Source organism: Oleiphilus sp. HI0079 (assembly GCF_001635105.1).
Window position 1 is genome coordinate 1 of record NZ_LWFT01000397.1, and the last position, 26,098, is coordinate 26,098.

Consider the following 26,098-nt stretch of genomic DNA (forward strand, 5'->3'; position numbering starts at 1 on the left):
TTGTTTGTTTGGAAACGATGCTGACGTTATAGCTATTTGAAAAGATCATTGAGGCGAATTCGTTGTCATCGTTGATGTCGATAGACGCATCGCAGGTGAACGCCGCCGTATAGGGGCCCGCTGGGATAAATCCAAGCTCAAACTCGTAGTTTGATGTGTCGTTGTTATAGGTCACTGTCGCAGAAGCAAGTGGATCACCTGCATTTCCCTGCAGATCCTGAATCGTTGCATCTTCGCCAGTGAACAAATAAACCGCATTGCCCATATCGTTATTAGGGCCGTTATTGATGCAATTAACATCTTCAACAAGGTTATCCGCGACAGTGCCTTGTAACGCGCCTGCTTCGAGGTTATCGACCAGTCGCAAGGTAGGGCGTAACTTGTAATTGCCATTCGCCAGCGTTACAGATTTACGCAAATCAAAATCAACCGTAAAGCTATTGCTGCTGCCGGCGCCAATGGTAAAGCCTCTTTGAAGTTTAAGACCTGTTTTATCTGCGCTAGGAATCTCAAGCGGGAATAGAGGGCCATTACCAATTCGGATACTTGAATCATCGACACCTAAACGCATCCATTGATAGTCGCCTGCGACAAGCGTGTGGTCTTCAAAAAGCACCAATTGAGCATCGCCTTGATAGTCCAGAAGATTGAAAGACTGAGGCGGGTCAAGCGTGATGACTTTGTCTTCAGCACCTTTTAGCTCGATGGACGAAATGGTTACATTCACTTCAGAGGCATTTTCAACCGGACCATCTGTAATACCTAAAGAAAGAGTGCCGGTTTCTGTTGAGCTGCTACTGCTGCCACATGCGCTTAGGAGGGGCACTAATAATGCAATCGAAGTGGTGGTTTGAAGCGTCTTCTTAATAGAGCGTAGTCTTGTCATGGCAGATCTCCTTCACTTCCGATCTTTGTTGTTTCTACTCGTGATCTTATCGTAACCACTTGGTTGCTTAAATTCTATTCTGTATGTTCAGCCTGTATATGCGGTCACACAGAGCGCATCCGAAATAAGCGCTAGCAGGGATAGTTAGCTTGTCACCATTAGATCATCCCTTCTTCAAGTGCGACGGCTATGGCTTCGGTAAGTTCTTTGGCTTCGGTTAAAAAGCGATGATCAAACTCACCTTTTAATACAAGAGGTTCTTGAACCCAGCGCCAACGAAGGCCAGTAGTAATTGTTTGAAGTGCTCGAACGGTGCCGGTGCCATCGTTACCTGCACGGACAATTGCCGCGACTGGCATGCCCTGCTTTTCTTCGAGCACGTCGTAGTATGTGCGATCGAAAAAATCTTTCATGGCGCCAGACATATATCCAAGGTTTTCGGGGGTGAACAAGAGGATGGCATCGGCATCTAACGCATCTTGCGCCGTGCTCTCAAAAGGGCTCTTTATGACGGTTGTGATAGAGGCTGTCTGAGTGCCTTCCTCAATAGCTTGTAGCAGAGCTTGAGTGTTTTTAGAGGGGGCATGAGCAATAACAAGGAGCTGTTTTGTCACAATATCCTCCTTAAAAGAATGAGGGCAACGCAGACTTTACGCTGCCCTCGAGTATACTTTGTTGCAGAGGTTTAAGCGTAGCTTTCTGCAACTGCTGCGATGGCCGCTTCGCCATCACAAGAATAGCCTTGTTCATTCAGTACGCTGGCAAGCGCAGAGATGCAAAGCTCGACGTTCTCACGTTTACATGCGCTGCCCATCAGACCGATACGCCAGGCATTGCCTGCAAACTTTCCAAGCCCTGCGCCAATCTCCAGATCAAACTGCTCAAGTAAGGCACCGCGCACTGCAGCGTCGTCTGCACCTTCTGGAATCTTGACGGTGTTCAGCTCTGGTAAGCGGTGTGCTTCGTCTACGATCATTTCAATGCCAAGCACGCTCAAGCCTGCAACTAAGGCTTTGTGGTGCTTCGCATGACGCGCCCAGGCATTTTCTAAACCTTCTTCACGCACCATGACCAACGATTCGTGCAGCGCATACAAGCTGTTTACCGGTGCCGTGTGGTGATAGGCCCGCTTGGGCTGCGCTTCACTTTGTTCCCAGTAAGCCATTACGAGCTTCAGATCCAGAAACCATGAGTCGTTGGTATGTGTACGGTTTTGGATTTTCTCAACGGCTTTTTCGCTGAAGCTCACTGGCGATATGCCAGGTACACAAGACAAACACTTCTGTGTGCCTGAGTAGATGGCATCAATGCCCCAATCATCGACTCGCAGCTCAATACCTGCCAGTGACGTCACCGCATCAACGATGGTAAGACAGTTATGTTTACGAGCAATCTCGCATAGCTCTTTTGCATCTGATCGAACGCCTGTTGATGTCTCTGCATGCACGAAGGCCAGCATCGATATTGAACTATCCGCAGCAAGCGCTTCATCCACTTTTGCCGGACTCACGGCCGTGCCCCATTCAAAATCAAGCGTCGTCACTTTGGCACCGGCACGTTTTGCGACCTCGGCCATACGGCCACCAAAAACACCGTTGATGCAAACCAATATGTGGTCATTGGGATCAACCATGTTCATAAAGCATGTTTCCATACCCGCTGAGCCTGGCGCTGATACAGGAATAGTCAGCCTGTTTTTCGTCATGAACGCATATTGCAGCAGTTCTTTGATCTCATCCATTAGAGCGACAAACGCTGGGTCAAGATGGCCGATGGTTGGTTGTCCAAGAGCTTTTAATACTCGAGGAGAAACATCGGAAGGGCCAGGGCCCATGAGAACTCGGTGAGGGGCATGAAAGGTTTGCATTGGTTCGACTTGTCCTGTCTTTTTTGTAAGTTGCTTAAGAATAGTGATCTTGCGTTCAGGTTCTTGCGTCTAGGTCACATTGCGGCGACTCAATTGCTGGCTGAAGAGAAGCAGCTGCGCAGTTTAACACGATTTTGAAAAGTGATGACCGGTCGGTCAGGATCTGGAGGTTCATTAAGCAGTTTGGCAAGCCATGGCTGAGAGCTCGATGGCAGTACTTCAGGGCGAAAGATTGCATCACCCTGAAATACGCGTTTTTTATGCATCAAGCCTAGGCGACTATTTTGCGCGTTTTAGGCTATTTTTCGTAAAGTCGCCATCTTCCAGACCCGTTTGAAACTGATAGTTGGACCAAGCCAAATCCGTACTCTTGCCCGTTTGGTGGTTATCCATTTTCATTAATGCCGGTCGCCAGTATTGATCGAGATATTGTTCATAGCCTTCAAAGTCGAGTGTCTTTAGCAGAGACTTCTTGCGATCATAAAACTCGATTTTAATGGCGCGATACTCCTCTTGATCAATCCATGTGATTTGCTTGGTGTAGCCGGAGTACTTATCGGTGGGGATGCGCTCGACAACAAAACACTGCAATTCTCCGCATGCCTCATCGCGAAGATGCGTGTAGCTGTACTTCTCGACTTCCTGCGAACTGAGATCTTCAAATGCGAATTCGCTGCCCATAAACGGACCTGACTTGTTTCGTGAAGCAATGCGCTTAACGCGCTTTAAAGCTGGGAGATAAAGCCATTGATCGTCAGCATCGACTTTGTGCGAGAAGGTAAGCAAGGCCGTACCGCGAACATCTTTTGGCTCGTCAAAGATGGTCATACTTTTGTCGCCATCATCTTCCACTTCCAAGCTTCGTACCCGCAAAGAGCGAATACTTTCTTCCCCCTGCTTATTACGCAGCGTCATGATCATGTCCGCAGTGGAATCTTTCCAGCCCGTATTGCGCTTGTCCATCTCAATGGCAATGGCGAGCCCTTTTTCTTCAGGTGTTTCAGCAAGCGCGATCTGGCTTGTTAGTAGACCCGATACGAGCAGTAAAAAAGCGGCAAACGTAGATTTGATAGTCAAAGGCATGCTGTATTTCTCCTTGTTGATATTCTTTTCCAGCGTGCGCACAGAGTACGCGCAGCGCAGGGAGCTCTTCAAGGAGAATTGTTCTGTATTCTGGATAGGGGCGTGGAATAGTCTGTTCAGCGACTGAGACTTGCCGGAGTGACGCGCAAAACCTCTTCGATCGTTGTCTGTCCGCTAGCGACTTTATGTGCACCGCTAAGCCGGAGCGATTGCATGCCTTCTTTAATCGCAAGTTTACGCAATTCCATGATATTGGTTTGATCATGGATGAGCGCTTTCATTTGCTCACTAAGCGGCATAACTTCGTAAACGCCTGCACGGCCTCTATATCCGGTGTTTCTGCACTCCAAACATCCAACAGGTTTACAAGCGCTTTTCGGCTGACTGGTCTTCCATGGCGCGGTCAGTTCTGCCCACGCTGTTGCGTCAAGTTTGGTCTTGGTCTTGCAGTTAGGGCACAACGTACGCACAAGCCTTTGCGCCATCACCCCGAGTAAGGTCGCGCGAATTAAATAAGGTGGAATGCCGAGTTCAAGCAGACGGCTGACGGAGCTCGGCGCGTCGTTAGTGTGCAAGGTGGAGAGCACCAAATGGCCGGTTAATGCAGCCTGCACAGCCATCTCGGCAGTTTCGAGATCTCGAATCTCGCCAACCATGATGATGTCCGGATCTTGTCGCATAAGTGCTTTTAAACCGTCAGCAAAGCCCAGATCAATGTTGTTTTGAACCTGCATTTGATTAAACGCAGGCTCGATCATTTCAATTGGGTCTTCGACAGTACTGACGTTCACTTCTTGCGTTGCAAGCTCACGTAGCGTGGAGTAAAGCGTAGTGGTTTTACCGGAGCCTGTCGGGCCTGTTACCAGCACAATGCCGTAAGGTTGTTTGGTCATTGCTCGCCAACGATTTAGATCTTCATTAGCAAAACCAAGATCGGCAAAGGTGCTTTGCAGTACCTGCGGGTCGAAAATACGCATGACCAGCTTTTCGCCGAAAGCGGTAGGTAGGGTGGATAAGCGTAACTCTATCTCTTTGCTGTCAGCGTTTTTGGTCTTAATGCGACCGTCTTGTGGCTTGCGTTTTTCGGCTACGTTTAAGCGGCCTAAAATCTTCAGCCGACTCGTGACCGCTATCCCGACTTTTGCAGGAAACTCGTAAACAGGATGCAACACGCCGTCAATTCGAAATCGCATATTCACGATTTCTCGACGTGGCTCAAGATGTATATCGCTTGCACGTTGGTCATACGCGTATTGCAGCAACCAGTCCACAATGTTCACGATGTGTTGGTCGTTCGCATCTGGGTTCGTGTTGTTGCCGCCAAGCTCCAACATCTGTTCAAAGTTCTGCGTATAGCCGCTTTGGTCTGAATCAACGCCCGCTTTGTTTACCGATTTGGCGAGTTCATAAAACTCGACGGTGAAGCGTCTGAGGTCAGAAGGGTCTGCAACAACACGGCGGATCTCTTTTTTCAGAACGTGTTTTAGATCGTTTTCCCAATCGTTTGAAAATGGCTGCGCACTGGCAATTACAACTTCGCTCGCAGTGACCTCAACAGCCAAAATTTGGTGGCGCTGGGCGAAAGCGAACGACATGACTTGGGAGGTTTTTAAAGAATCGACTTTGAGCGGATCAATGTTGTAGATATCTTGTCCCGACCAATCGCTTAGCCAGTCGAGCAAGAAGGGCATATCGACTTTTACGCCACCGTTCTGGGCGTCTAGGCTCGCTCCTGCGACGATCTCAAGCGGATGCAGTTGAACGTGCTTTTGACCGCGAGGTGAGCTTAGTAGCTTGTCCGCGTCTTCTTTTGCCAGAATGCCATCGTCGATCAATTGATTGACGGTGCGGCTAAAATCAAGAATAAAAGAGGCTGCGCGTTGCTGCACGTAGTGTTCCTGCTCGTTGTTTACTTCGAGGTAAATATTGAGGTCTTATAGTGCTTTGCCCAGCATTTTTTGCCATTTTACAAAATACATGGCTGCCATAAACACGACGATTGTGGTGAGGGTGATAAAACTGTCAACCCAAACACTTTCGTCACGCATGTAAGCATCGACAAAAGCGCGCGTGAAATAGAACAGCACGATAAAGCAAAGCCAAACGTAAGACCGTAACTTATTTAAGAGTAGGCCAGGAAGTACAATCAGCAAAGGGATAAATTTCACCCCAAGTACCAGAAAGATAGACACGCCTTCAGGCGGACCGGGCACAAAGGACGAAAAAGCCAGAGCCGCGAGCAAAACAAAATACGCCACTTTTGTTGTAAGCGCGGCGCGTTCGCTTTTTATACAAAGCGATGCGTTTGGTTCAGATGCTGTGTTTGTCATATTGAAGATGGCCTTTTGATAGAAAAAATAGTGTCACTAGGTGCTCAGAAGCACGTGCGTTTAAAGCAACTAGGAGAGCTTTAGAGCGAGCTGCGCAAGGCGCTTTCCCATCGCTTGGCAGAGAGTGCTCTCATGCTCACTGAGTTTTGAGTCGCTGTTCATTTCGGTGTGCGATGGTCCGTAAGGTGTGCCGCCGGTGGATGTTTCGTGCAAGGCTTTCTCGGTATATGGTAAGCCTGCGATCACCATGCCGTGGTGCATCAACGGAATCATCATTGACAGTAAAGTACTCTCTTGGCCGCCATGCATCGAACCGGTAGACGTGAAAACGCTGGCAGGTTTGCCCGATAAAGCACCTTGCATCCATAAGCCGCTCGTGCCGTCTAAAAAATACTTTAGAGGTGCTGCCATATTACCGAAGCGGGTAGGGCTGCCCAACGCCAGGCCACTACAATGTTCAAGATCTTCTTTTGTGCAGTAAACCGCGCCCTCGCTCGGAACGGCCGGTGCGACTTGCTCGCATTCCGCGGAAACAGCCGGTACGGTGCGAATGCGAGCTTCGATACCGGAAACCGACTCAACTCCACGGGCAATCTGATGCGCCATGTTCTCGGTCGCACCGTTTCGCGAATAAAACAAAATCAGAATGTAGGGCGCGTTTTCCATTAGATGAGATCCAGCACATTTTCAGGTGGGCGGCCGAGTATCGCTTTGTCGCCCGCAACGACTATAGGTCGCTCAATGAGTTTTGGCGCATCGACCATTGCTTGGATCAACGCATCTTCGCTGAGAGAGGTATCTTTCAAGCCTTTTTCTTTATAGGCATCCTCACCTTTGCGAAGGAGCTCCCGCGCAGAAATTTCTAGCTTGGCTAACAGCGATCCAATTTCCTCTTTAGAAGGTACGTCTTGAAGATAGAGTTTGATCTCTGGCGTGATGCCTTTCTCTTCAATCAGGGCCAGCGTTTGACGAGATTTTGAACAGCGTGGGTTGTGATAGATACGAATGTCTGTCATTTTTTATGTATTCCGTGAAATTAGCTAAGAGAGTGGTTCGAGTTGACCGACTCAATACGAATATAACGTAATGGTGCCGAATGATAACAATAAGTGCTGCCCTAAAAAATTCTTTTAGAAACATAAATCTAATGCTTCTTATGATTGCTTGCATCTGCGTGCAAGGCTGTAGTGACGAAGTAGGTGCACAGAGCCAAGCAAATCCAGAAAAGCGGGAGAAAATATTCAAGCTTTACGGTGGGACAGAGCAGCCTTTTGAAGCGATAGATTCTCCTTATGTGCTTATGAATTATTGGGCGAGCTGGTGTAAACCCTGTGTAAAGGAAATTCCAGAACTTAATGCGCTCGACAAGCATCCAAGTGCGGCCGTTTACGCGTTTAATTTTGATCGCCTAGAGGGCGAGAAACTTCTGGCAGAAGCGAATAAGTTTGGTTTGGATTTGCCCATGCTTCTTAACGAGCCCGCGCCACTCTTTGGCGAAGACTCTCCCGCGGCTTTGCCTGCAACGCTTGTAGTCAATACGCAAACTGGCGAGCAACAATGGTTGATGGGCGCGCAGACCAAACAGAAAATACTGTCTGCGCTAGGGCTTTAACGTGGGGGGTCGATCTTCCCGTTTTGCGAGGTATTAACCCGGAACCAGCCTGCAATGGAATGCCTGTCGCGTTTCGCAGGTAATACCTCATGCGGGAACTCTTCACTCAGAAAGGTCACAATCGTGCCAAGCAACGGCAACACCTTAGTGCCGTCTACATCGTGATCGTCTTTGTAGAGTACAAGCTCGCCACCATCGTGTGAGGTCCAGCCAGGGTTTAAATAGACGACCACAGAGAGCACGCGGTTGGCTTCTCCCTTAAACGCATCAACATGGCGTTTGTAGTATTGCCCTTCTGCATAGTGTGCAAAATGACTTTCAAATGAGAATAATCCAAGGAATAGTTTTCTGTTCAAAAACGCTTGCAGGTCGGATGCCCAATTAAGCCACTGATTACCCGCATCCGATTCGCCTGTGATCCAGCATATTTCATCAGTACGAACAAACTCATTGTGCAGAAAAGCTTCGCCTCGGCCAATTCCCGCAGGCTCGTAATTCTCTTCAGCCATGGTGAATGCGTGTTCCATTAAGGTGCTACTCAAGTGTTCAGGAAGTGCATACGGTCGGACGCTATAGCCCTGACGTTCAAGATCGTTGGCGATTAGGCCAAATAAAGCGTCGTCTGAAGTGTTGTCGTGATCGGATCGAGAGAGCGCAAAATGTGCAGCCAAGTAGATGTTCCTTGGGGGTACGCGTGCTTTAAGCCACTGTTGTAAAACGGGGCGATAGAATACGTTTGTTTAAGGAAAACGCAAAGAGAAAAGTATTGGTTTATCGAGAGGGGACCCTACTCTTTTTTTACATTCATCGTAATTAGCGCGGTAAAGCACTTTACGCCCTCGTCGTTATAGGCGGCGACGGGCACTTCAATCTTGCCGGTTTGAGTGAAGTCGATATCTTCGGCTTCGCACTTCACCACTAAATCTGTTTTTGCTTTTACTAGATACTCTACCTTCATGCCTTCTGGTATCCAGCGAGTGCCATCGGGTGTCGAAACTTCGGTCGCAATACCGCCAACAAGTTCAGCGGCATTGCACATGGCAATGGCATGAATACAGCCAAGATGGTTATGTACTTTTTTCTGGTTCTTTAACACCGCCTCGCAGTAACCAGGTCTTATTTCCGTGACCAAGGGGTCGATGGTCGAGAAGTAAGGAGCAAGTTGTGCGACACCCGCTGAGAAGCCTTCTGGTCCCATTTGTTCAAACATTTTTAAATACTGGTTCATGCGCTTGCTTCTTCGTTGTGAGTCTTATGCTCAGATGGAATCTTGGTGTATGGCGTCGCTGTGTGCACTTTATTTGTGCTTATAAAGCCGAGAGTATTTTGCCAGAGCGAGTCTTTGAATTTCTCTTTGAAAAAGCCGGTATGGCCAATGTGCTTTGCGCCTATGTCTTTCGGTTTGATTTGCTTGACGGTGCAATCGGCGGTTTCAAAGAAGCCGAGTAGGTGATTTATGTTTTCGAGCGGAGCGAGTAGGTCATCGCTAAAAGCAAGCGAAAGTATCGGTATATCTATCTCTTTATAGGCAGAGCAATCTAAGCCAAAAATATCATCGAACAGGTAGTTGGGCTTGCGCATCCATGACGCCCATTGTCGAACGGCACTTGATGGTAAATCCTGATTACCAAGCCCAAACTTCTGGGATGGGAAACGCGCATAGAGTTTGCTGACGAGAGGCAGAATGAACCCAGCATTAACCCGGATTTTTAAACCGTCTGCTAAGCGTGGCCAGCGTTTCCAATAGGGTGCAGAGGCGGCGATAAAAATGGCGCTTGTTAGTTTTTTACTTGAAGGTGCGAGTCCCAGTATTTGTCCTCCAACACTATGGCCGATGAAATGCACTGGCTGGTCCGTTTCCAAGGAGTTACAAAGTGCGGCCTCAATGTCTTGAGTGGCCCACTCCCTTAGGCAAAACCCGTTGGCCACCATGTCTTCATTCTTCCCTGTGCCGCGATAGTCAAAACAATAGGCGGTATAACCTTGCCCACATAGAAACTCTGCAAGAGGCCAATAGAAGGATTGTGCGACTCCGAATGCGCTAGCGATCACGACAGATCCTATCGGAGCATGGGGTTTGAACTGAGTCATTGCTAATTGGCGCTGATCAGGGCAGGTAACGGTGAGCGTGCTTTTCATGGAATTGATGCTTGCTGTTAACGAGGTTAGTTAAGCGGATTGCTTTGAAGAACATACTTCATGCTGTTGATGCCTAGGGTAACGCGATTTGAGCGATATTCGCCAGCGCTCCAGTCGAATTGACTGTTTCGTTTAACGGTAGGGCTTCCCGTGGCGATTGGCTTCTTGGGTGCACTTTAATGGCGCACTGTAATGGTGCGATAGACGTGTTATCGGAATCTTATGGTGCTTTAAATTGAAGCCTGATCAACGAGAAATTGTTGTAATCTGTTGATTTTGCTATGTAAATTATCGTTGGCTCGACCTTTGCTATATCTCTAAGTGTCCGTACCCTTGACATACTGGGCATCAAAATCTGTTAAATCGAACGCTAGGGTTCCGATCGCTTAACATTCATAACATAACGATAGTGTGTTAGCGCGATGACTGGTCCGAGAGCATTCGACCTACCTCTTTTAAGAGCACGGGTTCAGGCGTGTTTAAATAATCTTTATGGCGTCAAACCCTCCCGTGGTTTGCTTTCAGCATCGGGCATGCTGCCCGCTTGTCGAAGCCTTGATTGTATGACTATCTTTGCATTGACCGCGGATCAATCGAACACCGTGCTGAGCATCGCAGAAGGAGTAGATTGTGATGATGGTTATAGCCGAGAGAACCCCTTTTATAATCAAACTCGACAATATGGAGAGCGCTCGGGTCCGCTGCGCATTGGCTTGATTCGCTCGGATCAGCTAGCCTTTTTCGGCGATGAGGGTTATGCAAATGCATATTCAGATACCTTAAAGATCTTGCGTGAAGATGCCAGTATTGAATTTGAAGAGCTTGATTTTGCCCCGTTTGTAGAGGCTGCCAAGCTATTGTACGAGGGGCCTTGGGTCACCGAACGCTATCTTGCAACCCAGCCTTTAATTGACGACTCACCTGAGGTGATGTTCCCGGTGGTTCGCGGCATCATAGAACCGGGCAAGGATGCATTGGCGAGTGATTTGTTTACGGCTCAGTATCGTTTGCAAGAGCTCAAACAAGAGTGCGACGCAATCTTAGACCGATTTGACTGCTTGCTCACGCCAACGGCGGGACGCTTTTTTACAGTGGATGAATTGTTAGAAGAGCCAGTTCTTAGGAATAGTCAGCTTGGGCACTATACAAATTTTATGAATTTGCTGGACATGAGCGGCTTGGCGTTACCGACAGTCTTCACTCAGCAGGGCCTGCCGTTTGGGGTGACATTGGTGGCACCGGCTTTCGGTGATCGTCGACTTTTGTCTATCGCTAAGCGGTTCGAAACGATGTTTGACCTGCCGTTAGGCGCGTTGGGCGAGTCGCGTGAGTCTTTGCCAGTAAATCCAGTCGCATCACCGAAACACATCGACGTTCTGGTGTGTGGCGCGCATTTAAAAGGCTTGCCGTTGAACTGGCAGTTAACTGAGCGCGGCGCGACGCTAAAAGAGTGTACTCAAACAGCCTCAGTGTACCGAATGTATGCTTTGGCAGGGGGGCCTCCTTTTCGCCCGGGTTTGGTACTGGATGAACAGCAAGGCGCAGCGATTGATGTGGAGATATGGCGGGTTCCCAGCGAACACTTTGGTAGTTTCGTGGCAGGCATTCCGGCACCCTTAGGTATCGGAAAAGTGAGACTTCAAGACGGCTCTTATGTCTCTGGCTTTATCTGTGAGCCTTATGGCTTGGAGGGCTCGAAAGAGATTACCCAACTTGGTGGTTGGCGCGCTTACCTGAAAGAACTGGCAAGTTAATGAAGGGTTTAAGGGTTTAAGTAGCAACAATAATAAAAAGGCGCTTCAATTGAAGCGCCTTTTCTTTACAACGGTAGCGTTAAGTAGTCATCGCTTAACGCTTTCTTGCAGCGCCCAAGCCAAGAAGACCAAGGCCAAGGAGCACAAGGCTGGCTGGCTCTGGAACGTCCACAGAGCTAAGCATTACGTTATCAAGCATAATGCCGATGTTGTCGCCGCCGCCGTGATTAAAAATGATTGAGTCGCTTGTGTCGTTTGTAACAACAAACTGGTGCGTCACGGTTTGCCAAGGATCGCTGCCATTCAAAACAAACACTTGATCAAAGAAACCACCCAAAGAGACCGACGTTCCATCATTTGTGTTGTTGCGTTGGTTGCCTGAGATATCGAAGCTTAGCTCGTATGTGCCAGCAGCTAGTGCAATGGATGTACTTGTGAATACGCCCGCATCGCGTGTGCTGCCGTCGAGATCAACGCACTTTCCTGTACCACCTACGCAATCAATACCCCAGCCATTCGGCATGCCGACCAGATCAACGGTACCATCGCTGACTGTCCAGTTTGTGAAGCCATTGTAGTTAAGGTGCGACGTTTGCGTTCCCTCTGAATCGAAATTGTCCTGAAAAATAATGCCTGCGTGTGCACTTACGCTTACAAGTACTGCCGATGCGATAGCGATCAACCGTGTGTACATGGTGAATACTCCAAATAAAGATTGAGATGCTCATTACTAGAAATCGAGGAAGTGAACCTAGCAATTTTGCAGCCATGATTCCTAACTTACTGATCAATATATATTTCTTATGAATGAAGCGGGCAGTGCCTGCTCGTATGTGTAAAGTATACTGACATTTCCTCAAAGCACGTAGAGTAACTGAAAGACAAGCAAACAAATACAAAGCCCGGCACCGACCTTTGGGAAGGAAATAATGTTAGGTGCTTTTGCTGCGAGGTCTGGCCTTTTGCGCAGCTTAAGGAGTGCAACATTCACAAGTGTGAAAACGCACAAAACACTAAAACTGGTGTAGGCGGCAAGCGTGACCAGCGGTAGGCCAAGGGCTAGCACTAGAACGATTAAGGCGACAGTGATGGTGGCCACCCAAGGTGTTTTGGTTTTTGAGGAAACCGCAGCAAACACCATAGGAAGACGCTGCTGATTGGCCATACCATACAGCACACGAGATGCCATAATGATTTGAGTGAGCACACCGTTTACTATGGCGAAAAGACTGATCACAGAGATCCATTGTCCCATCTCGGCGCTGTGTATCTCTAGCAGGTGCTTTAGCGGAGCCTCTGAGGCTGCGAGCGTGTCTAGAGGCATGCCAAGAATCGCGACGAGAGCGACTAAAATATAGAGGCTGGATGATATCAGTAATGCCAAAATGATCGCCTTGGGCATGTTTCTTTCGGGCTCTTTGACCTCCTCAACAATGTTGACCATGTCTTCAAACCCAACGAAGGCGTAAAACGCGAGGAATGCGCCAGCGAGAACAAGCGCAAGTTCGTCTAGGGATGTTGGAACAAAGAGCGCTTCAATGGAGAGGTTGGTCGCATCTATCTGTCCGCCGCCAACGAACACGACGAGTATGAGGCCGCCGATTTCAATTAAGGTGACGATCGTCGCTGCCCACAGTGATTCTGCAATACCCCAAAGTGCAAGCCCCGTCATGAACACCACAACACAGATGACCGCAATCGCCGCCGGCACTTCGATGAAGGTCTGCAGATAACCTACGAATCCATTGGCGAGTGTCGCACAGGAAACGACGCCAGTGAGCACGACGAGTAAACCGACGAACCTCGTTAGGTTTGGTGTGCCAAATGCCTGATCGACGTAATAGGCTTCCCCTGAACTCCTTGGGAGCATCACGACTAGCTGACAGTAGCTTAGTGCAGTAATACCGGCAACAACCGCAGCAACCAGAAAAGCAAGCGGGGCAAGGAATCCAGAGGCGGCGGCGATTTTGCCGACGAGAACATAAATGCCCGCGCCGAGTATCGTGCCCAAACCATAAAAGAGTAAAAGTGGAAGCGATATTCGACGGGCTAGTGCGTTGTTATGCTGCATACGATTGTGGTCCATGCTTTGGTCGTTGTGGTTATGAATGCTGCCTAATCTTCGCCCCATAGGAACTTGATCGCCTCAGCCTCTTGCTCAAGTGGAAAGCATTTAATATCCATAGACCGGAAGATCTTATCTTCGATTGTGACAATGGGTTTTATCCACTTGCTATCGGTAACGACGGCAACCCGCTTGATGTTTGAAAAGCCGACCTCTCGCAGATATTTGAACTCTTCTATTAAGGCGGTTAGGGACACGCCATCAAAGGACTCGATGCGCTCAAGAATCACAATATGTTCGTTTTGTTTTGATTTCTCTCTTGCAACATTCAGAATAAAATCCATGTTGTCTTCGGTGATTTTTCCAGAAACTGAAAAAGCCACTGCGTATTCAATGCCAATTTCTAAGAGCTTTATCATGACGTTGATCTCCTCGTTGTGTGAGTGAGTTGAGTTCTTATCGCGTACTTTAACTGTTTTGATTCGGAGAGAGATGAGCTGAATCAAGCCACCGAGTAATAGCTAGCGCACGTAAGGACAGGCGATTAGATTAGGGCACGCTGGGTGTTTTCAGAAAGAAATTGCGGCGTTGTCGGGTGTTTGAGTAAGATGGAGATATGCACTCTCTCGCTCATTTTTATCGGCATCGTCCACCCACCATGCTTAAAATGGGCTTGCAGCCTATTAACGATGATGAATGGATCGAACCTTTCTCTCTCGCGACTCTAGAGCAGCTTATCCAACACAAGCAAAGCGAGCTAGAGGCGGGTAGCGGGGCTCTTTTTGCTCACGCGAAAGCCGCCGATACTGTGTATGAATTAGAGCACGTTTTGTTCCGATACCTTGCGGGCAATCCATCTGCCTATCCTGCTGGTGGCGGCAAAAGAGCATTGAAGGGGCAAGCTTCTCGATCCGTTGAACGTGTCTTAGCAAATATCACTTTCTGGTTGCCTGACGACATATGCATTCTTCAGCCGCAATCCGATCTTGGGCAGGAAGGGGGCGATTACGTTTTAACGGCAGCCAGTGTTTTGAGTCCAAGCCATTGGCGCCCTGCAGAAAAATTTCTCAAACCGCTTGCTGCAATTCATGAGCCGATACCGGGGTTTGATCTAACGCTGACCCCGAAGATTACGCGCTTTTTCAATCACTTAAAGGTGGGTAAGGCCGTTGTTCGATATAACTGGGGAATACAACCAGGCGACGCATTGAACTGGCAGACAGAGAACGAGCCCAACTTACTAGAAGAAGCGACAATACACTATCGTAGTGAGAGACAAACCCTGATGCGTCTGCCAAATACAGGTGCGGTGGTATTCTTTATTCGTATTGATCTATGCCCGCTTAGCGAGCTTGCAGAACGTTACCAAGACCCATTGGCTCTAGACAAACTAAAGGCCTTTGTTCGAGATATGCCGCCACAACAGAAAGCGTATAAAGGGATCGAACGATTTCCTTGGTTGTTCTCTTAAGCGATCAACGTCGCGCTCAGCCACCAATACGCAACGGGTGTTCTGTCGCGCTGGGCAGTGCAGCCGCAAGCAAACCCCATCCAAATACAATTAACAGCACTCCGCCTGCGATTTGCAGGTAAAGGCCTGTGTTGGCTAGAAATGTTGCAGAATCCGGCGAGGGTGATTCAATCAAACGTTCAAAAAAGCTGCGAGCAAAAACGGTTCCCGCGGCAATGAGCGCGATCGATATGCCCGTTCCGAAACCCATTGCGAACGTGGCGAGCACACCAAATTCATAAGCATCGACAAGGTAGGCGTAGGTGAGGACGATCAATGCACCGGAGCATGGGCGTAGCCCCATAGAAAATACGAGCGTGAGATTCTGAAGCCAACTAGTATCTTCTTTTACTTCAATCGTATGATTGCAGCCACAACTATCGGTATGCTGGTGCTCATGGTGCTCATGGTGCTCATGGTGCTCATGGTGCTCATGGTGCTCGTGCGAATGGCTGTGGGTGTGTGCTTGTTGCTCGTTGCGTAGGCTTATTATCAGCTTTCGTCCTGCCTTGAATAGGATGAAAATACCAAGAGAAATCACAAGGCCATAACCTACAAGTGTGAGCTGTTCGCCCATGCTATTTACTTCGGCGAAGCTGAATTGCAGCACTTGGCCTATCACGCTGACTAAGATAACCGCCACAAGTGCTTGCAGCATTGCAGCGGCAAAAGAAAGCGCCGCCCCTTTTTTGACTGTCGCCCCCTGAGTCCCAACGTAGGTCATGATCACGGCTTTACCGTGTCCTGGGCCAATTGCGTGAAATACGCCATAGAGAAAGCTAAGCGTTATCAGCGCGGTGCCGTATACAGCGGGTTCGCTAGCAACATTTGCCATGTGCTGTGAAAGTTTGCCGTGGAGTTCTTTTTGCTGGCTGGTGATATAGATCATCCAGTCAGTCCAATTTAAGGTTGCCCAGTAGATCAGGCCCACTAAACAGGCGCCACCAGTTGCCAATATAATGTTGAAGGGGCGCTTAAGTGATGTTTCTAGAGACATGTAACATATACTCGCTCTGCAAATTTGTTACCTAAGCCATCCGTGTTTCGTTGGGATTTGTCCAAGCTATCTGCATAAGCGATGGTTTCGGCGAGCGCTGTCGGTATAAAAAGCTCTTTGCCGCATTCCGCGTTACCTGAGTTTGTGATCGAGATGTCACCCACAGATTTATGATTCATCGCGATGTAATAGGTTGGGTCGAACACCGACCACGTGACTTTTTTATCAACGATATCCAGTGGTTGCTGAAACTTAAGCTCCAGATCGAGTGTCATCACGCTAATAGGTGGGTGGCTTTCCACGGTTAGGTTGGCGTGCTCTGCTATGGGAATGTCGATGCGATTGCCATCAATTATAAGATTCGAAAAATAATCGTAGCCGCTGAGGTTTTCGCTCATTTGCTCCGCCATGAGGACAAGGCCTATTTGCTCGCTCTCGTGTGTGTTTTTTACATGTGCAAGTGTAAGCATCGAATACACGCTATCGAACTCTCACGATTTTTTGATTTTAATCAATTGGTTCTGTTTGTTAAGAACAAAGTGGGTCGAGACACTTATCCAGTTATGCGGATGCGCAAAAAGATTTGAGCTTGGCGTTGCAAGCCCTAAACAAAGCAGTAATCCGAGAAGGTGGTTCTTGAACATGTAAGCGTCCGAGAAGATAAAGTCCTCTTTTGTGTATTTTGACGTATCAATAGACAGAAGCAAACGATTCATAACAAAACTATGAAACACTAAACATTTGTAAGCTGGATCTATTATGGGTGTAGTCTGCTATGATGTTGTTTTTTAGTATGTCGTGTCAGGTATAAATGTTTTATGGGTAGTAATAAGGACAGCAATCAAAGCAGTAAACCAAAGATTCTCTGGGTAAATGTACTCTTCTTTTTGATTACCGGTTTGTTTGCCGTGGTGGTCGTTCCTTGGTACGGAATCGTAGAGGGTTATGATTTATTTCAAGTCGTCGCGGCTCTTTTATGTATGGGTTATTGCGGTATGTCTATTACTGCCGGTTACCACCGCCTGTGGTCGCATCCGACATATAAAACCAAGAACTGGATCAAGGTGATTTATGCCTTGGGCGGCGCTTTTGCCATGCAAAATAGTGCCTTGCATTGGTCTTCTGATCATCGTGTCCATCATCGCTATGTTGATCAGAACGATAAAGATCCTTATTCGGCCAAGAGAGGTTTTTGGTACTCGCATATGGGATGGATGCTTCGAGATTATAGTGGAGATCGCTATAACGATTACTCTAATGCGCCAGATTTAAAGCGAGATCCGATCGTGATGTGGCAACATCGTCACTATTTAAAGCTGGCAATCGCGATGAACTTCGGTATTCCATTTCTGATTGGCGTTTGGCACGGCGACATTATCGGTACGATGCTCATTGTTGGTTTTCTCCGCTTAGTGCTTTCCCAGCAAGTCACTTTCTTTATTAACTCCCTTGCACACTACTGGGGTTCTCAACCTTACACGGATAAAAATAGTGCTAGAGATAACGGTATTATTGCCTATCTAACCTACGGTGAGGGCTATCATAACTACCACCACTGTTTTCAGGCGGATTACCGTAACGGCATTCGTTGGTATCAATACGATCCAACAAAATGGTTTATTTTTTCACTAAGTAAAATAGGTTTGGCGAGTAATCTAAAGCGTTGTGGTCAACACAAAGTGGAAAAAGCGCGCGCAGAAATGGCCTTAAAGCATGTTCAAGACAAGCTGCGCTTTCATGCTGACGCAGAAGAAATCAGACAAAAGCTTGAGGCACAGTTTAATGATTTTGTTGAGGCACTTAACCGTGCGACAGAAGCACGAAAAGAATGGTTAGATGCCAAGAAATGCAAGATGCGCGAAGCGTATGAAAAGTCTGAGGCGATGCACCGTTACAAAGAACTTAAACAAGCGATGCAAGCACAGCGTGATGAGTGGAGAATGCTCGTAGCACAATATGCTTAGCGCTTGATTTAGAAGAGCTTAAGAAAGGCTTGGGGTGAACCAATTGGTATCGCATCAGGCCTATTTTTTTGTCTTGCGATCGGTGTACTCGATCAAGATCGCAAGTTTTAAATAATATGAAGAACGATAAAAAGTAATAGGGGAAACACAAAATGATGCATTTTACTCCGCGTTGGATAGCGGCCTTTATGTGTGCGATAACCGTTATTTGTCTCACAGCCTGCAGTTCTGATGATGCATCAGTGACTCAGGCCGAAAAGGCCGAAGGCGCGATGTTTGAGCGTGCCCATTCGCCAACTTTGGGGCCGGATACGGCGCCGGTGACCATTGTGGAGTTTTTTGATCCCGCCTGTGAAGCGTGCCGTGCTTTTTACCCCTATGTAAAAGAGATTTTGAAGCGCCACCCTGATGATGTGCGCCTTGTGATTCGCTATGCAGCATTCCATCAAGGATCGGAGACTGTCGTGCGTTTGCTCGAAGCGGCGCGACAACAGCAAGTATATCAAGCGGTTCTGGAGACCTTGTTACTACAACAGCAAGAGTGGGCGTCTCACCATAGTCCTAACATTGATCGTGCATGGGAGTTGGCTGAGCAGGCGGGCCTTAATGTGAGCAGTGCTAAAGCGATGCTTAATTCTGAGGAAATGGATCAGTTGATTGCTCAGGAGGGTGCGGATCTTCGGGCTTTTAAGATTAATCAAACACCCACGTTTTTTGTGAATGGCCAGCCACTAGAGCAGCATGGGCCGGATCATTTGTATCAATTAGTGATAGGCGAGCTGTCTAAAGCGCAATAAGCATAGCTGCGGCTGTGGCTTGTGCTCAGGGGCTAGTGGTCTACTCGCCCCCGCAAGATTTTCGTTCTGCTGTGCTTGGTTTTCCTATCCATGCGTTTTTTCTGCGAGTTGCGTGATGGCTTGGTGGGGCGTCTTGCTTTTTGCACGTAGCCTGCTTTTTGAACCAATTCTTGAAGACGGTTAAGCGCCTCTTGACGATTCTTTTCCTGAGTTCGAAACTCTTGAGCTTTAAGAATTAAGACGCCGTCTTTGCTGATTCGGCTATCGTTCATTGTCAGGAGTTTTTGTTTATAGAAATCGGGCAAAGAAGAGTGTTGAATATCAAAACGCAAATGAATTGCAGACGAGACTTTATTGACGTTTTGCCCGCCCGCACCTTGAGCGCGAATCGCTGTGAGCTCAATTTCGTGGTCAGGAATGACCACGCAATTTGAAATGACTAAGGGCATTGTCGACGTGCTTTGGTTGAGTAAGTAGTAATGGCGCCGTCAAGNAGGTGCGCGCAACGAGTAGCCTTACTTGGCTTTCTTGCTTTTCTTCTTGACGGTTGTTTTCTCGCCTTTTTTGTCTTTCTTTTTCTTTTTCGAGCCCGCGGCTTTGCCGGAAGCTTTTAGCTTTTTAGGGCCTTTGTAGAAGCCTTCCAGTGCTTTAATTCTTCGGCGGTCAAAGCGCTGATTCAAGAAGCGCTCGATACTTGCCATCAAGTTAAATTCGGCGGCCTCGATCAAGGTGACTGCCAAGCCTTTACCTCCCGCTCGGCCCGTGCGACCGATGCGGTGTACATAGATTTCTCCACGCCGCGGCATCTGAAAGTTAATTACTAGATCCATGCCTTCGATATCAAGGCCTCGTGCTGCAATGTCGGTCGCGACTAAGACTTTAACCTCGTCACGCCTTAATTTGCTCATTACCAGATTACGTTGTTTCTGATCACGATCACCGTGAAGAATTCCGGCATTAATATTCTGTTGCTGCATCAGGCGATGAACCTGATCTGCCTGCTCCTTTGAGTTACAGAAGATCGCGCAATGCTTGTATTCTTCGTTCTCGATTAGCCATTGAATAAGCTTGAATTTATGTGCTTTGTCGTCGGCAAAAATAATCTGTTGGGTGATCGACTCATGCTTGTCTTGAGTGGCGTTGAGCTCAATGGTTGCCGGATCGTCGAGAAGCTCATCGGCGAGCCCTCTGAGTGCTTTGTTGGCAAGCGTCGCAGAAAACATGGATGTTTGCATGCGCGCCATACAATTTGCAGCAATGGATAGCACTTCGTCACTGAAGCCCATATCGAGCAGTCGATCGGCTTCATCCAGAATCAGTACCTCAACACTCGAAAGATCAAATCCATCGCGTGAAATAATCTCTGAGAGCCGGCCGGGCGTTGCCACAATGAACTGTGGCGGTCGTTCAATCAGCTCGATTTGCTTTTTGATGTCGGTACCACCACTGACGATACCAAAGCTAAGGTCTGTGAATCGTCCGAGCTGTTTTGCCTGACGCAATACTTGTTGCGCGAGCTCTCGCGTAGGAACCAATACAAGCGCAAGCGGTTCACCTTGGTCGCGGTCAAGTAGGCGCTCAAAAGCGGGCAACAAGTAGGCCGCCGTTTTTCCGCTACCTGTCTCTGCGCTGACAAAAAGGTCTTCGCCATCTAATGCAGGTTCGAAGCAGGCTTCTTGCACTGGAGTAGGGGTTTGGAAGCCAGCCTCTTTAACGGCCTCTAAAAGCTTGGTATCAAGATCTAAGAACACGAACCTTTCCTGTTTGCAGCGTGTGTAGGGTGTCTGGCGCGAATAGTAGCAGAGAACTAGGCAAAGTGATGCTTTTGCCTGCGCTTTCACGGAACAAAATAGGCCAGTTCAACCCATCTGGTTTGTTCAGATGTTTAGAGCAGCTTGCTGAGTATCGCAATCATTAAATAGCCATAGCCGAGAGTGGCAGGCAGAAAACCCGTCAGCACCCTTAGTTTTTGACCGAATGTTTGTGGATTCGCGAGTTCAGGTTTCATAGCTAAGACAATAAATCCAAAAGGGTTATACAGTGAGCCTACACACAACAAGGCGATGACCCACGCGGGTAGCGTGATGGATAGAAGTGCTTGTAAGTAATACGCTGCCACCAGAAGGATAAACATCAGCAAGTAGTCTATATGTGCTCGAATTAGCTGGTGCGTAGCGGGAAAAATACGTTTCAAGCGGGCTATTTTGGCGTACAAGATCAGAGAGGCGAGCCATGCAAGACCAAGCGAAACCAGCATACAAATAGCGGCGGTAATAAGGAGTAAAGAAGGGTCTGATAGTGTCATGAGTTGGTTCTTTTTAAAGGTTCTTGTTTTTTGTTAAACGAACGGATTTGAACAGGCCTATTTTTCTGGCGCTGCACGTGGGTATTTTGTGATTACCTGGCTAAACATAAAGGGTTTTTCTGGTATTGATAGAAGACTGCCATCCGTCCCCCAGGCAAGCGCTTCGCCTTGCGGTTCCGGTGCGGTCAGGACGCGCTCTGCTGTCAAATTACTCAGGGTGTTGGCGACATTGCCTTTTGTTGTTGGCCAATAATAAATTTGCGCATAGGTGCGAAGCGCGAGCTCACCATTGCTGCGCATATCTCCTGCCGTAATATCCTCGATTGGTATGCGGGCAATTGAGGTGAGTCTTGCTGTTTTGGACGCTTCAAAACGGAATTGGTAGTAATAGTTCAGTGTCTCCCGTTTGGTGATGATGATCAACTGCCCATCTGGTGCGCTCATCAGCGTTTCGGCGTCTCGCGCTCCTTCTTCATAGCTTATGGTCATTGTTTGGATGTCGGCGTTTTTGATAGACATTCGCTTATGTTCGCCAAGCTTCGGTTCTCGAAACTGGTGAAGCGCAAGGTTGTCGCGAACGCCTCTATTGTCGCCAATATCACCCAAAACCAGATAGTGACCGTCTGGAAGCGTCCGCATAGTGATATCTTCGCAATCGTATACCTCGATGCCTTCAAGGTTGACCTCTAGCTTGATGTCGCCATTTAACGGGTCGATGAGGAACACCCGTGCAGAGTCGCCGCTATCATTGTGTGCCCAGAATAGGCCGGGGTTCGCGTTACTTGCAGCAAGCCCTGAGAGTTCGGAAAGCGTACTTGTTTGCATCGAGCCAAGTGGCTCTGAATCCAAAAATGCCGCTGAGTATGGCGTGGACGACCCATATAATGTGCCGGATGAAGTCACGGCGGGTTTTGGCGTATCAGCAAAAGCAAGGGGTACGAAACCGAGCAATAAGCTGGCACATAGGAGCATGTGATAAGACAGGTTCGATCGGTATGACGGAATTGAGCGCACAGAATAACAACCAGAATTATTAGAGTATTGAAGCATTAGCCGAGTATATCCTGATCTGATCCGTAAGGAATGACTTGTCCGGCATTTTGGCTGTTTTATGGGCAGGAAGAATAGGCCGGACAATCGATCAATGGTTTAGGGTTTTGCTTCAATAACTCGATCACCTCGTTATGGGTTGACTTGAACGCTGGGTTGTCACCATCAAGTGTGATTGCGCATTCCACGGCCATGAGTGCATTTGAACAGCCAAGTTGTGCGGCGCTGTATGAGGCGTTGTTCCAATAAATTGCATTGCTTGGTTCGAGTTGCGTGGCTTGAAAGAAGAACTGGTTTGCCTCTTCATATTCATTCAGATTGTACAAGAGGTTGCCTGCGCCAAAAGCGAGGGCAGCAGATTCAGGCCAGTGCTCAACGGCGTGAATGTATGCATCTAACGCAAGATCTGTTTTTCCGATATTCACCAAAGACTCAATGCTCTTTTGATAGGGCAGTGGCTCTGCGGTGCGAGGAAACGTATTCGCAGCCGAAATGACCATGCCCCAACCATCGCTTTGGGCGAGCCATGTTCGTTCAAACGTTGTAATCAGAAAGTGCGCGTTCGCTTCCATGCCACTGTGAAGAATGACCTCTTTATTCGGTAAGTCGTAGCCGACCACGACAGCGTAATGCCATGTTGGAGCGCTTTTGAGTCCCAAATTTTGCAATACGAGCACGGGGTTTCCTGCGGCCACTTCGCGGAGCAGGTCTTCCATGTTTGGTTTGATTTCATAAGGGATGAGGTCAAAGCGTCGTGTGGCTGCTTTGAGCTCGACTTGAAAGCTGCCTTTGCGTTCAGGCACATAAACCATCGAAACCAGCTGATCGAGATCAGGCTCAAGCCCTTGCGCCTGCAACATCATGCTCATTGCCGACGGGCCGCAGAAGTACTCTGCTTGTCCAACAAAGGGCACATATTCAACGTTAGCGCGGGACGGAATATCTTCTGGAGGTTCGAACATAAGCGCGCGCGATTGCTGATGGCTTGCACAACCATGTAGTAGGCTCAGTACGAGCGCCAAAGCAAACGCATACCCGTTTTTGTCTTTGAAGAAAAAGCGCATTCGAGCCTAGTAATGTATCGTTTTAATTGCCGGGAAAAAGTCGACTGCCCCGAGTAGATCCAAGACGATCATCAAAAACAAAAGAATGACCACAAAGGCAAAAATATCGATGCCAGCACCTGCCGGCAAAGTGTCGACCTTGGCGTTGAACTCCGCGAGCTCTGCGGTCGTCATGTTTGCGACTCGCTCTTCAATCTCGCTTGCGTCAATACCGAGCTTCGCCATGATGTTTTTCGCGTCTTCTGCTTGTAGTCGCTCGAGAATTTGTCCTCGGTCTACTTGATTTTGCTGTGTCTCAAGAATGACATCTGTCCCGACCATGGCCGCTTGAATGCTCGAGATCGGTACAAATAATACGATCAAAAGCAGGGCCATTGAGCGAATCGATTGCGTGCTCAAAGAACGGAAAAAATGCATGTATAGCCTCTTTAAATTAGCTTGGAATGAGTTTCGTAGACAGATTGCGAATTCAAAAAATCATACGGGACTGCCTAACGAATTAAAAGCGGATGAGGCGTGTTGACTTCGCGTTTTTGAACGCTTCAACAAAACGACACATCGATCGAACCATGCGCGGTGTCGTTTTTTACCTGTGAGGTCTGTTGAATCAGGCCCGGCTCAGAAACTTCATGAGTCCACGCTGCAAAAAGGTGGGGGTTAGCGTTGATAGGTGATGAAGTAAAAAATACTGCCATCCAACCGGACGATGCAATACCGGCGACTCTACTTGCTTTGCGATGCAACGAACGACATCTCCCGCGACAAGGTTCGCCCCCATGCGACTCAACGCCCGCGATTGTTTTGTTTGCGAACTCAGCATATGTGTATTTACGAATGGGGGGACCACGTCGCACACCTTAATGCTGTATTTTTGCCACTCTAACTCAAGTGCCTCGGTTATCGCTTTCACTGCAAACTTGCTTGCGGAGTAACTTGATAACTCTGGTACACCATAACTCGAACTCGCAGAAGATAGGTTGATGACGGTGCCTTTGCCATTCTTGAGATAGGGAAAAGCTGCATAGAGGCAGTTCAAAACACCTTTTACATTGATATCGATCGTGCGATGGTGGTCTGCTAGTTCAAGCTCTTCAAAATCACCCACTTTGAGCCAACCTGCGTTGTTGACCAATACTTCTAACTGCGCGTCGTGCTTCTCGCAAAAGTCTTTCATCGCAGAGCTGACTTGCTCTGCATTGGTAACGTCACACTCATAAGTATGGAAACGTGTAGCGTCCTTGCCCTCTGCAAAGGCTTCGAGTTTTTCTTTGTCCACATCGGCTACGCCGACGGACCATCCGCGCGCATAAAAGTACTGAGCCGTTGCCTGGCCGATGCCCATGGCCGCACCGGAGATAAAAATGTTGTTCATCGTGTGTCGCCACTCTTATGTTTTGATTCAAAAACACTAAACCCAAGATGGGGGAATGCCAATGTTCAAGTCACCAATTGCTTGTCATAATCAGTCAAAATATAAACGCATTAAGCGCTGATGATGAATCAAAATCTAAATGATGCAATCTTGCATCAGCTAAACGCAGAAAAATGGCTCAAGTCAGAAACCGTCCAAAGTCTTTGGAGCGGTTACGGCGAGATTGCGCGCTATCGTTTAGCGCGTGGAAGAAGTGATGGCCGTGATGTATGTGATGGCGGCAATGAAGACGATCAGAGCATTATCGTCAAACACGTTACGTTGCCCGAGCAGCATGCACATCCGCGTGGTTGGAGCTCGGACCTATCACACCAACGCAAAGTGCGTTCTTATCAAGTCGAGAGTCATTGGTATTCAAATTATGCAGCGTTGTGCGATGTATCTTGCCGTGTGCCGCAATGTTACTTCGCCAAGGAGAGTGATAACGAATATGTGATGGTGCTGGAGGATTTGGACGCGGCCGGTTTTTCGGTGCGTCATGAACAGATAGATCTTGAGCGTATGCGGCAATGCCTTGCTTGGCTTGCGCACTTTCATGTGCGGTTTATCGATGAACCGGTTGAGGGGTTGTGGCCAACAGGTACATATTGGCACTTGGAAACGCGCCCAGATGAGTTGGACGCGCTGGACGATCTTCCGCTTAAACACGCGGCCTCAGAGATTGATCAACGATTAAAAGACGCTCCATTTCAAACTCTAGTGCATGGCGATGCAAAGCTTGCCAACTTCTGCTTTGCAGACGATGGACAGTCGGTCGCAGCAGTTGATTTTCAATATGTTGGTCGTGGCTGTGGTATGAAAGATGTGGCCTATTTTATTGGCAGCTGTTTGCGTGAACGCGATTGTGAACGCTATGAGCAAGAACTGCTAGCTATGTACTTTGCTGCGACAAAACAGGCGATTGCCCACTTTGGTAAGCCCATTGATCCCGCGGCTCTGGACGCCGCATGGCGGCCATTGTACCCAATAGCATGGACCGACTTTCACCGTTTTGTAAAAGGCTGGAGCCCAGGCCATTGGAAAATCCATTCCTACAGTGAGCGACTGGCTAAGCAGGTTATTGTCGCGCTCGATGCATCCGTTTAGTTCTTCTTGAAAGTTAAGGCGCGGGGGAACCTAGCACCTCTCTCGAAAGTAAGCGTTCGCCCTCGTTTTGATTGTTTAGTGTACAAATTGAAAAGCATGCCAAGTGAAAATCAGTGTATTGCGATTGCTCGAATATAAAGCGTCACCAACACGCGCT

The 26,098-nt window shown here is 48.2% G+C and carries 29 protein-coding genes; 6 read left to right on the plus strand and 23 right to left on the minus strand.

Going from position 1 to position 26,098, the window contains the following annotated elements; genetic code table 11:
- The 8 genes from A3750_RS05115 to arsC form a co-directional block, all read right to left on the minus strand.
- The coding region (locus A3750_RS05115) for a DUF4382 domain-containing protein (protein WP_068548066.1) at window positions 1-886 on the minus strand (886 nt) is incomplete at its 3' end.
- Window positions 887-1,044: 158 nt separating this feature from the next.
- Entirely contained in the window at window positions 1,045-1,500 is a 456-nt protein-coding gene (locus A3750_RS05120; RefSeq protein WP_068456874.1) for a flavodoxin family protein, read from the minus strand.
- A 71-nt stretch (window positions 1,501-1,571) separates the two neighbouring features.
- The gene (locus tag A3750_RS05125) at window positions 1,572-2,720 is read right to left on the minus strand and encodes an alanine--glyoxylate aminotransferase family protein (protein ID WP_197466339.1); all 1,149 of its coding nucleotides are present in this window, start codon (window positions 2,718-2,720) and stop codon (window positions 1,572-1,574) included.
- A gap of 312 nt (window positions 2,721-3,032) precedes the next feature.
- On the minus strand, window positions 3,033-3,836 hold the full coding sequence (locus A3750_RS05130; RefSeq protein WP_068456881.1) for an outer membrane lipoprotein-sorting protein: 804 nt from the start codon (window positions 3,834-3,836) through the stop codon (window positions 3,033-3,035).
- 116 nt (window positions 3,837-3,952) lie between these two features.
- A complete protein-coding gene (locus A3750_RS05135) occupies window positions 3,953-5,725 on the minus strand; it encodes a GspE/PulE family protein (RefSeq protein WP_156492444.1) in 1,773 nt (590 codons plus the stop codon).
- Window positions 5,726-5,770: 45 nt separating this feature from the next.
- A complete protein-coding gene (locus A3750_RS05140) occupies window positions 5,771-6,166 on the minus strand; it encodes a DUF2069 domain-containing protein (protein WP_068456885.1) in 396 nt (131 codons plus the stop codon).
- Between the two features lie 69 nt (window positions 6,167-6,235).
- Entirely contained in the window at window positions 6,236-6,832 is a 597-nt protein-coding gene (wrbA, locus tag A3750_RS05145) for an NAD(P)H:quinone oxidoreductase (protein ID WP_068456887.1), read from the minus strand.
- Window positions 6,832-7,182 carry an arsenate reductase (glutaredoxin) gene (gene arsC / locus A3750_RS05150; RefSeq protein ID WP_068456890.1) on the minus strand — a complete coding sequence of 117 codons (351 nt, stop codon included), beginning with the start codon at window positions 7,180-7,182 and terminating at the stop codon, window positions 6,832-6,834. Before arsC ends, wrbA begins: the two co-directional genes overlap by 1 nt.
- A gap of 131 nt (window positions 7,183-7,313) precedes the next feature.
- Here arsC and A3750_RS05155 point away from each other — a divergent pair, with 131 nt between their 5' ends.
- Window positions 7,314-7,778, plus strand: a complete 465-nt coding sequence (locus tag A3750_RS05155; protein ID WP_068456894.1) for a TlpA disulfide reductase family protein — start codon at window positions 7,314-7,316, stop codon at window positions 7,776-7,778.
- Here the strand turns inward: A3750_RS05155 and A3750_RS05160 are convergent.
- The 3 genes from A3750_RS05160 to A3750_RS05170 form a co-directional block, all read right to left on the minus strand.
- Window positions 7,775-8,449, minus strand: a complete 675-nt coding sequence (locus tag A3750_RS05160; protein WP_068456897.1) for a 2OG-Fe(II) oxygenase — start codon at window positions 8,447-8,449, stop codon at window positions 7,775-7,777. The genes A3750_RS05155 and A3750_RS05160 overlap by 4 nt on opposite strands.
- A gap of 116 nt (window positions 8,450-8,565) precedes the next feature.
- The gene (locus A3750_RS05165) at window positions 8,566-9,006 is read right to left on the minus strand and encodes a hotdog fold domain-containing protein (RefSeq protein WP_068456900.1); all 441 of its coding nucleotides are present in this window, start codon (window positions 9,004-9,006) and stop codon (window positions 8,566-8,568) included.
- Window positions 9,003-9,917 carry an alpha/beta fold hydrolase gene (locus tag A3750_RS05170; protein ID WP_068455437.1) on the minus strand — a complete coding sequence of 305 codons (915 nt, stop codon included), beginning with the start codon at window positions 9,915-9,917 and terminating at the stop codon, window positions 9,003-9,005. The genes A3750_RS05165 and A3750_RS05170 overlap by 4 nt, the downstream gene beginning before the upstream one ends.
- 422 nt (window positions 9,918-10,339) lie before the next feature.
- On the opposite strand from A3750_RS05170, the gene A3750_RS05175 reads away from it, so the two are divergent.
- Window positions 10,340-11,671 carry an allophanate hydrolase gene (locus A3750_RS05175; RefSeq protein ID WP_068455434.1) on the plus strand — a complete coding sequence of 444 codons (1,332 nt, stop codon included), beginning with the start codon at window positions 10,340-10,342 and terminating at the stop codon, window positions 11,669-11,671.
- A 94-nt stretch (window positions 11,672-11,765) separates the two neighbouring features.
- On the opposite strand, the gene A3750_RS05180 is transcribed toward A3750_RS05175, so the two are convergent.
- From A3750_RS05180 to A3750_RS05190, 3 genes are all read right to left on the minus strand, one after another.
- Complete coding sequence (locus tag A3750_RS05180; RefSeq protein WP_068455423.1) at window positions 11,766-12,365, minus strand: PEP-CTERM sorting domain-containing protein; 600 nt, start codon at window positions 12,363-12,365, stop codon at window positions 11,766-11,768.
- A gap of 162 nt (window positions 12,366-12,527) precedes the next feature.
- Window positions 12,528-13,802, minus strand: coding sequence for an APC family permease (locus A3750_RS05185; RefSeq protein ID WP_156498427.1), 1,275 nt, complete (start codon window positions 13,800-13,802; stop codon window positions 12,528-12,530).
- Window positions 13,787-14,155: an STAS/SEC14 domain-containing protein gene (locus A3750_RS05190; protein ID WP_068452164.1), complete on the minus strand. Its 369-nt coding sequence runs from the start codon at window positions 14,153-14,155 to the stop codon at window positions 13,787-13,789. Before A3750_RS05190 ends, A3750_RS05185 begins: the two co-directional genes overlap by 16 nt.
- Window positions 14,156-14,352: 197 nt before the next feature.
- Here A3750_RS05190 and A3750_RS05195 point away from each other — a divergent pair, with 197 nt between their 5' ends.
- The gene (locus A3750_RS05195; RefSeq protein WP_068452160.1) at window positions 14,353-15,207 is read left to right on the plus strand and encodes a DUF3445 domain-containing protein; all 855 of its coding nucleotides are present in this window, start codon (window positions 14,353-14,355) and stop codon (window positions 15,205-15,207) included.
- 16 nt (window positions 15,208-15,223) lie between these two features.
- Here A3750_RS05195 and A3750_RS05200 read toward each other — a convergent pair whose 3' ends face one another.
- Together A3750_RS05200 and A3750_RS05205 are read right to left on the minus strand one after the other, a co-directional pair.
- The gene (locus A3750_RS05200; RefSeq protein WP_068452155.1) at window positions 15,224-16,243 is read right to left on the minus strand and encodes a nickel/cobalt transporter; all 1,020 of its coding nucleotides are present in this window, start codon (window positions 16,241-16,243) and stop codon (window positions 15,224-15,226) included.
- A complete protein-coding gene (locus A3750_RS05205; protein ID WP_068452152.1) occupies window positions 16,234-16,713 on the minus strand; it encodes a DUF1007 family protein in 480 nt (159 codons plus the stop codon). The genes A3750_RS05200 and A3750_RS05205 overlap by 10 nt, the downstream gene beginning before the upstream one ends.
- A 348-nt stretch (window positions 16,714-17,061) precedes the next feature.
- On the opposite strand from A3750_RS05205, the gene A3750_RS05215 reads away from it, so the two are divergent.
- Window positions 17,062-18,207, plus strand: a complete 1,146-nt coding sequence (locus A3750_RS05215) for a fatty acid desaturase (RefSeq protein ID WP_068452146.1) — start codon at window positions 17,062-17,064, stop codon at window positions 18,205-18,207.
- Between the two features lie 152 nt (window positions 18,208-18,359).
- Window positions 18,360-19,004 (plus strand): thioredoxin domain-containing protein, encoded by a 645-nt coding sequence (locus tag A3750_RS05220; protein WP_068490007.1) that lies wholly within the window; start codon window positions 18,360-18,362, stop codon window positions 19,002-19,004.
- Between the two features lie 32 nt (window positions 19,005-19,036).
- On the opposite strand, the gene arfB is transcribed toward A3750_RS05220, so the two are convergent.
- From arfB to A3750_RS05255, 7 genes are all read right to left on the minus strand, one after another.
- A complete protein-coding gene (gene arfB / locus A3750_RS05225) occupies window positions 19,037-19,453 on the minus strand; it encodes an alternative ribosome rescue aminoacyl-tRNA hydrolase ArfB (RefSeq protein WP_068548067.1) in 417 nt (138 codons plus the stop codon).
- Between the two features lie 66 nt (window positions 19,454-19,519).
- Complete coding sequence (locus A3750_RS05230; protein WP_068464929.1) at window positions 19,520-20,755, minus strand: DEAD/DEAH box helicase; 1,236 nt, start codon at window positions 20,753-20,755, stop codon at window positions 19,520-19,522.
- 134 nt (window positions 20,756-20,889) lie between these two features.
- Window positions 20,890-21,309 (minus strand): hypothetical protein, encoded by a 420-nt coding sequence (locus A3750_RS05235; protein ID WP_068453748.1) that lies wholly within the window; start codon window positions 21,307-21,309, stop codon window positions 20,890-20,892.
- 57 nt (window positions 21,310-21,366) lie between these two features.
- Window positions 21,367-22,359 (minus strand): hypothetical protein, encoded by a 993-nt coding sequence (locus tag A3750_RS05240; RefSeq protein WP_156498428.1) that lies wholly within the window; start codon window positions 22,357-22,359, stop codon window positions 21,367-21,369.
- A gap of 59 nt (window positions 22,360-22,418) precedes the next feature.
- Window positions 22,419-23,321, minus strand: coding sequence for a PA2778 family cysteine peptidase (locus A3750_RS05245; RefSeq protein WP_231871724.1), 903 nt, complete (start codon window positions 23,319-23,321; stop codon window positions 22,419-22,421).
- Between the two features lie 108 nt (window positions 23,322-23,429).
- Window positions 23,430-23,840, minus strand: coding sequence for a PA2779 family protein (locus tag A3750_RS05250; protein WP_068458783.1), 411 nt, complete (start codon window positions 23,838-23,840; stop codon window positions 23,430-23,432).
- A 190-nt stretch (window positions 23,841-24,030) separates the two neighbouring features.
- The gene (locus A3750_RS05255; RefSeq protein ID WP_068458782.1) at window positions 24,031-24,795 is read right to left on the minus strand and encodes an SDR family oxidoreductase; all 765 of its coding nucleotides are present in this window, start codon (window positions 24,793-24,795) and stop codon (window positions 24,031-24,033) included.
- 120 nt (window positions 24,796-24,915) lie between these two features.
- Between A3750_RS05255 and A3750_RS05260 the strand changes: the two genes are divergently transcribed.
- The gene (locus tag A3750_RS05260; RefSeq protein ID WP_231871725.1) at window positions 24,916-25,941 is read left to right on the plus strand and encodes an ecdysteroid 22-kinase family protein; all 1,026 of its coding nucleotides are present in this window, start codon (window positions 24,916-24,918) and stop codon (window positions 25,939-25,941) included.
- The last annotated feature ends 157 nt before the right edge of the window (window positions 25,942-26,098 follow it).

What these genes read in the sequence shown, in the direction of transcription:
- A3750_RS05125 (WP_197466339.1), bottom strand. Translation starts at nt 2,720, where the DNA reads ATGGGCCCTGGCCCTTCCGATGTTTCTCCTCGAGTATTAAAAGCTCTT.
- A3750_RS05165 (WP_068456900.1), bottom strand. Translation starts at nt 9,006, where the DNA reads ATGAACCAGTATTTAAAAATGTTTGAACAAATGGGACCAGAAGGCTTC.
- A3750_RS05140 (WP_068456885.1), bottom strand. Translation starts at nt 6,166, where the DNA reads ATGACAAACACAGCATCTGAACCAAACGCATCGCTTTGTATAAAAAGC.
- A3750_RS05235 (WP_068453748.1), bottom strand. Translation starts at nt 21,309, where the DNA reads ATGACACTATCAGACCCTTCTTTACTCCTTATTACCGCCGCTATTTGT.
- A3750_RS05180 (WP_068455423.1), bottom strand. Translation starts at nt 12,365, where the DNA reads ATGTACACACGGTTGATCGCTATCGCATCGGCAGTACTTGTAAGCGTA.
- A3750_RS05215 (WP_068452146.1), top strand. Translation starts at nt 17,062, where the DNA reads ATGGGTAGTAATAAGGACAGCAATCAAAGCAGTAAACCAAAGATTCTC.
- A3750_RS05205 (WP_068452152.1), bottom strand. Translation starts at nt 16,713, where the DNA reads ATGCTTACACTTGCACATGTAAAAAACACACACGAGAGCGAGCAAATA.
- arsC (WP_068456890.1), bottom strand. Translation starts at nt 7,182, where the DNA reads ATGACAGACATTCGTATCTATCACAACCCACGCTGTTCAAAATCTCGT.
- A3750_RS05245 (WP_231871724.1), bottom strand. Translation starts at nt 23,321, where the DNA reads ATGTTCGAACCTCCAGAAGATATTCCGTCCCGCGCTAACGTTGAATAT.
- A3750_RS05240 (WP_156498428.1), bottom strand. Translation starts at nt 22,359, where the DNA reads ATGCTTCAATACTCTAATAATTCTGGTTGTTATTCTGTGCGCTCAATT.
- arfB (WP_068548067.1), bottom strand. Translation starts at nt 19,453, where the DNA reads ATGCCCTTAGTCATTTCAAATTGCGTGGTCATTCCTGACCACGAAATT.
- A3750_RS05250 (WP_068458783.1), bottom strand. Translation starts at nt 23,840, where the DNA reads ATGCATTTTTTCCGTTCTTTGAGCACGCAATCGATTCGCTCAATGGCC.
- A3750_RS05130 (WP_068456881.1), bottom strand. Translation starts at nt 3,836, where the DNA reads ATGCCTTTGACTATCAAATCTACGTTTGCCGCTTTTTTACTGCTCGTA.
- A3750_RS05260 (WP_231871725.1), top strand. Translation starts at nt 24,916, where the DNA reads ATGATGAATCAAAATCTAAATGATGCAATCTTGCATCAGCTAAACGCA.
- A3750_RS05155 (WP_068456894.1), top strand. Translation starts at nt 7,314, where the DNA reads ATGCTTCTTATGATTGCTTGCATCTGCGTGCAAGGCTGTAGTGACGAA.
- A3750_RS05170 (WP_068455437.1), bottom strand. Translation starts at nt 9,917, where the DNA reads ATGAAAAGCACGCTCACCGTTACCTGCCCTGATCAGCGCCAATTAGCA.
- A3750_RS05195 (WP_068452160.1), top strand. Translation starts at nt 14,353, where the DNA reads ATGCACTCTCTCGCTCATTTTTATCGGCATCGTCCACCCACCATGCTT.
- A3750_RS05255 (WP_068458782.1), bottom strand. Translation starts at nt 24,795, where the DNA reads ATGAACAACATTTTTATCTCCGGTGCGGCCATGGGCATCGGCCAGGCA.
- A3750_RS05200 (WP_068452155.1), bottom strand. Translation starts at nt 16,243, where the DNA reads ATGTCTCTAGAAACATCACTTAAGCGCCCCTTCAACATTATATTGGCA.
- A3750_RS05190 (WP_068452164.1), bottom strand. Translation starts at nt 14,155, where the DNA reads ATGATAAAGCTCTTAGAAATTGGCATTGAATACGCAGTGGCTTTTTCA.
- A3750_RS05175 (WP_068455434.1), top strand. Translation starts at nt 10,340, where the DNA reads ATGACTGGTCCGAGAGCATTCGACCTACCTCTTTTAAGAGCACGGGTT.
- A3750_RS05220 (WP_068490007.1), top strand. Translation starts at nt 18,360, where the DNA reads ATGATGCATTTTACTCCGCGTTGGATAGCGGCCTTTATGTGTGCGATA.
- A3750_RS05185 (WP_156498427.1), bottom strand. Translation starts at nt 13,802, where the DNA reads ATGGGGCGAAGATTAGGCAGCATTCATAACCACAACGACCAAAGCATG.
- wrbA (WP_068456887.1), bottom strand. Translation starts at nt 6,832, where the DNA reads ATGGAAAACGCGCCCTACATTCTGATTTTGTTTTATTCGCGAAACGGT.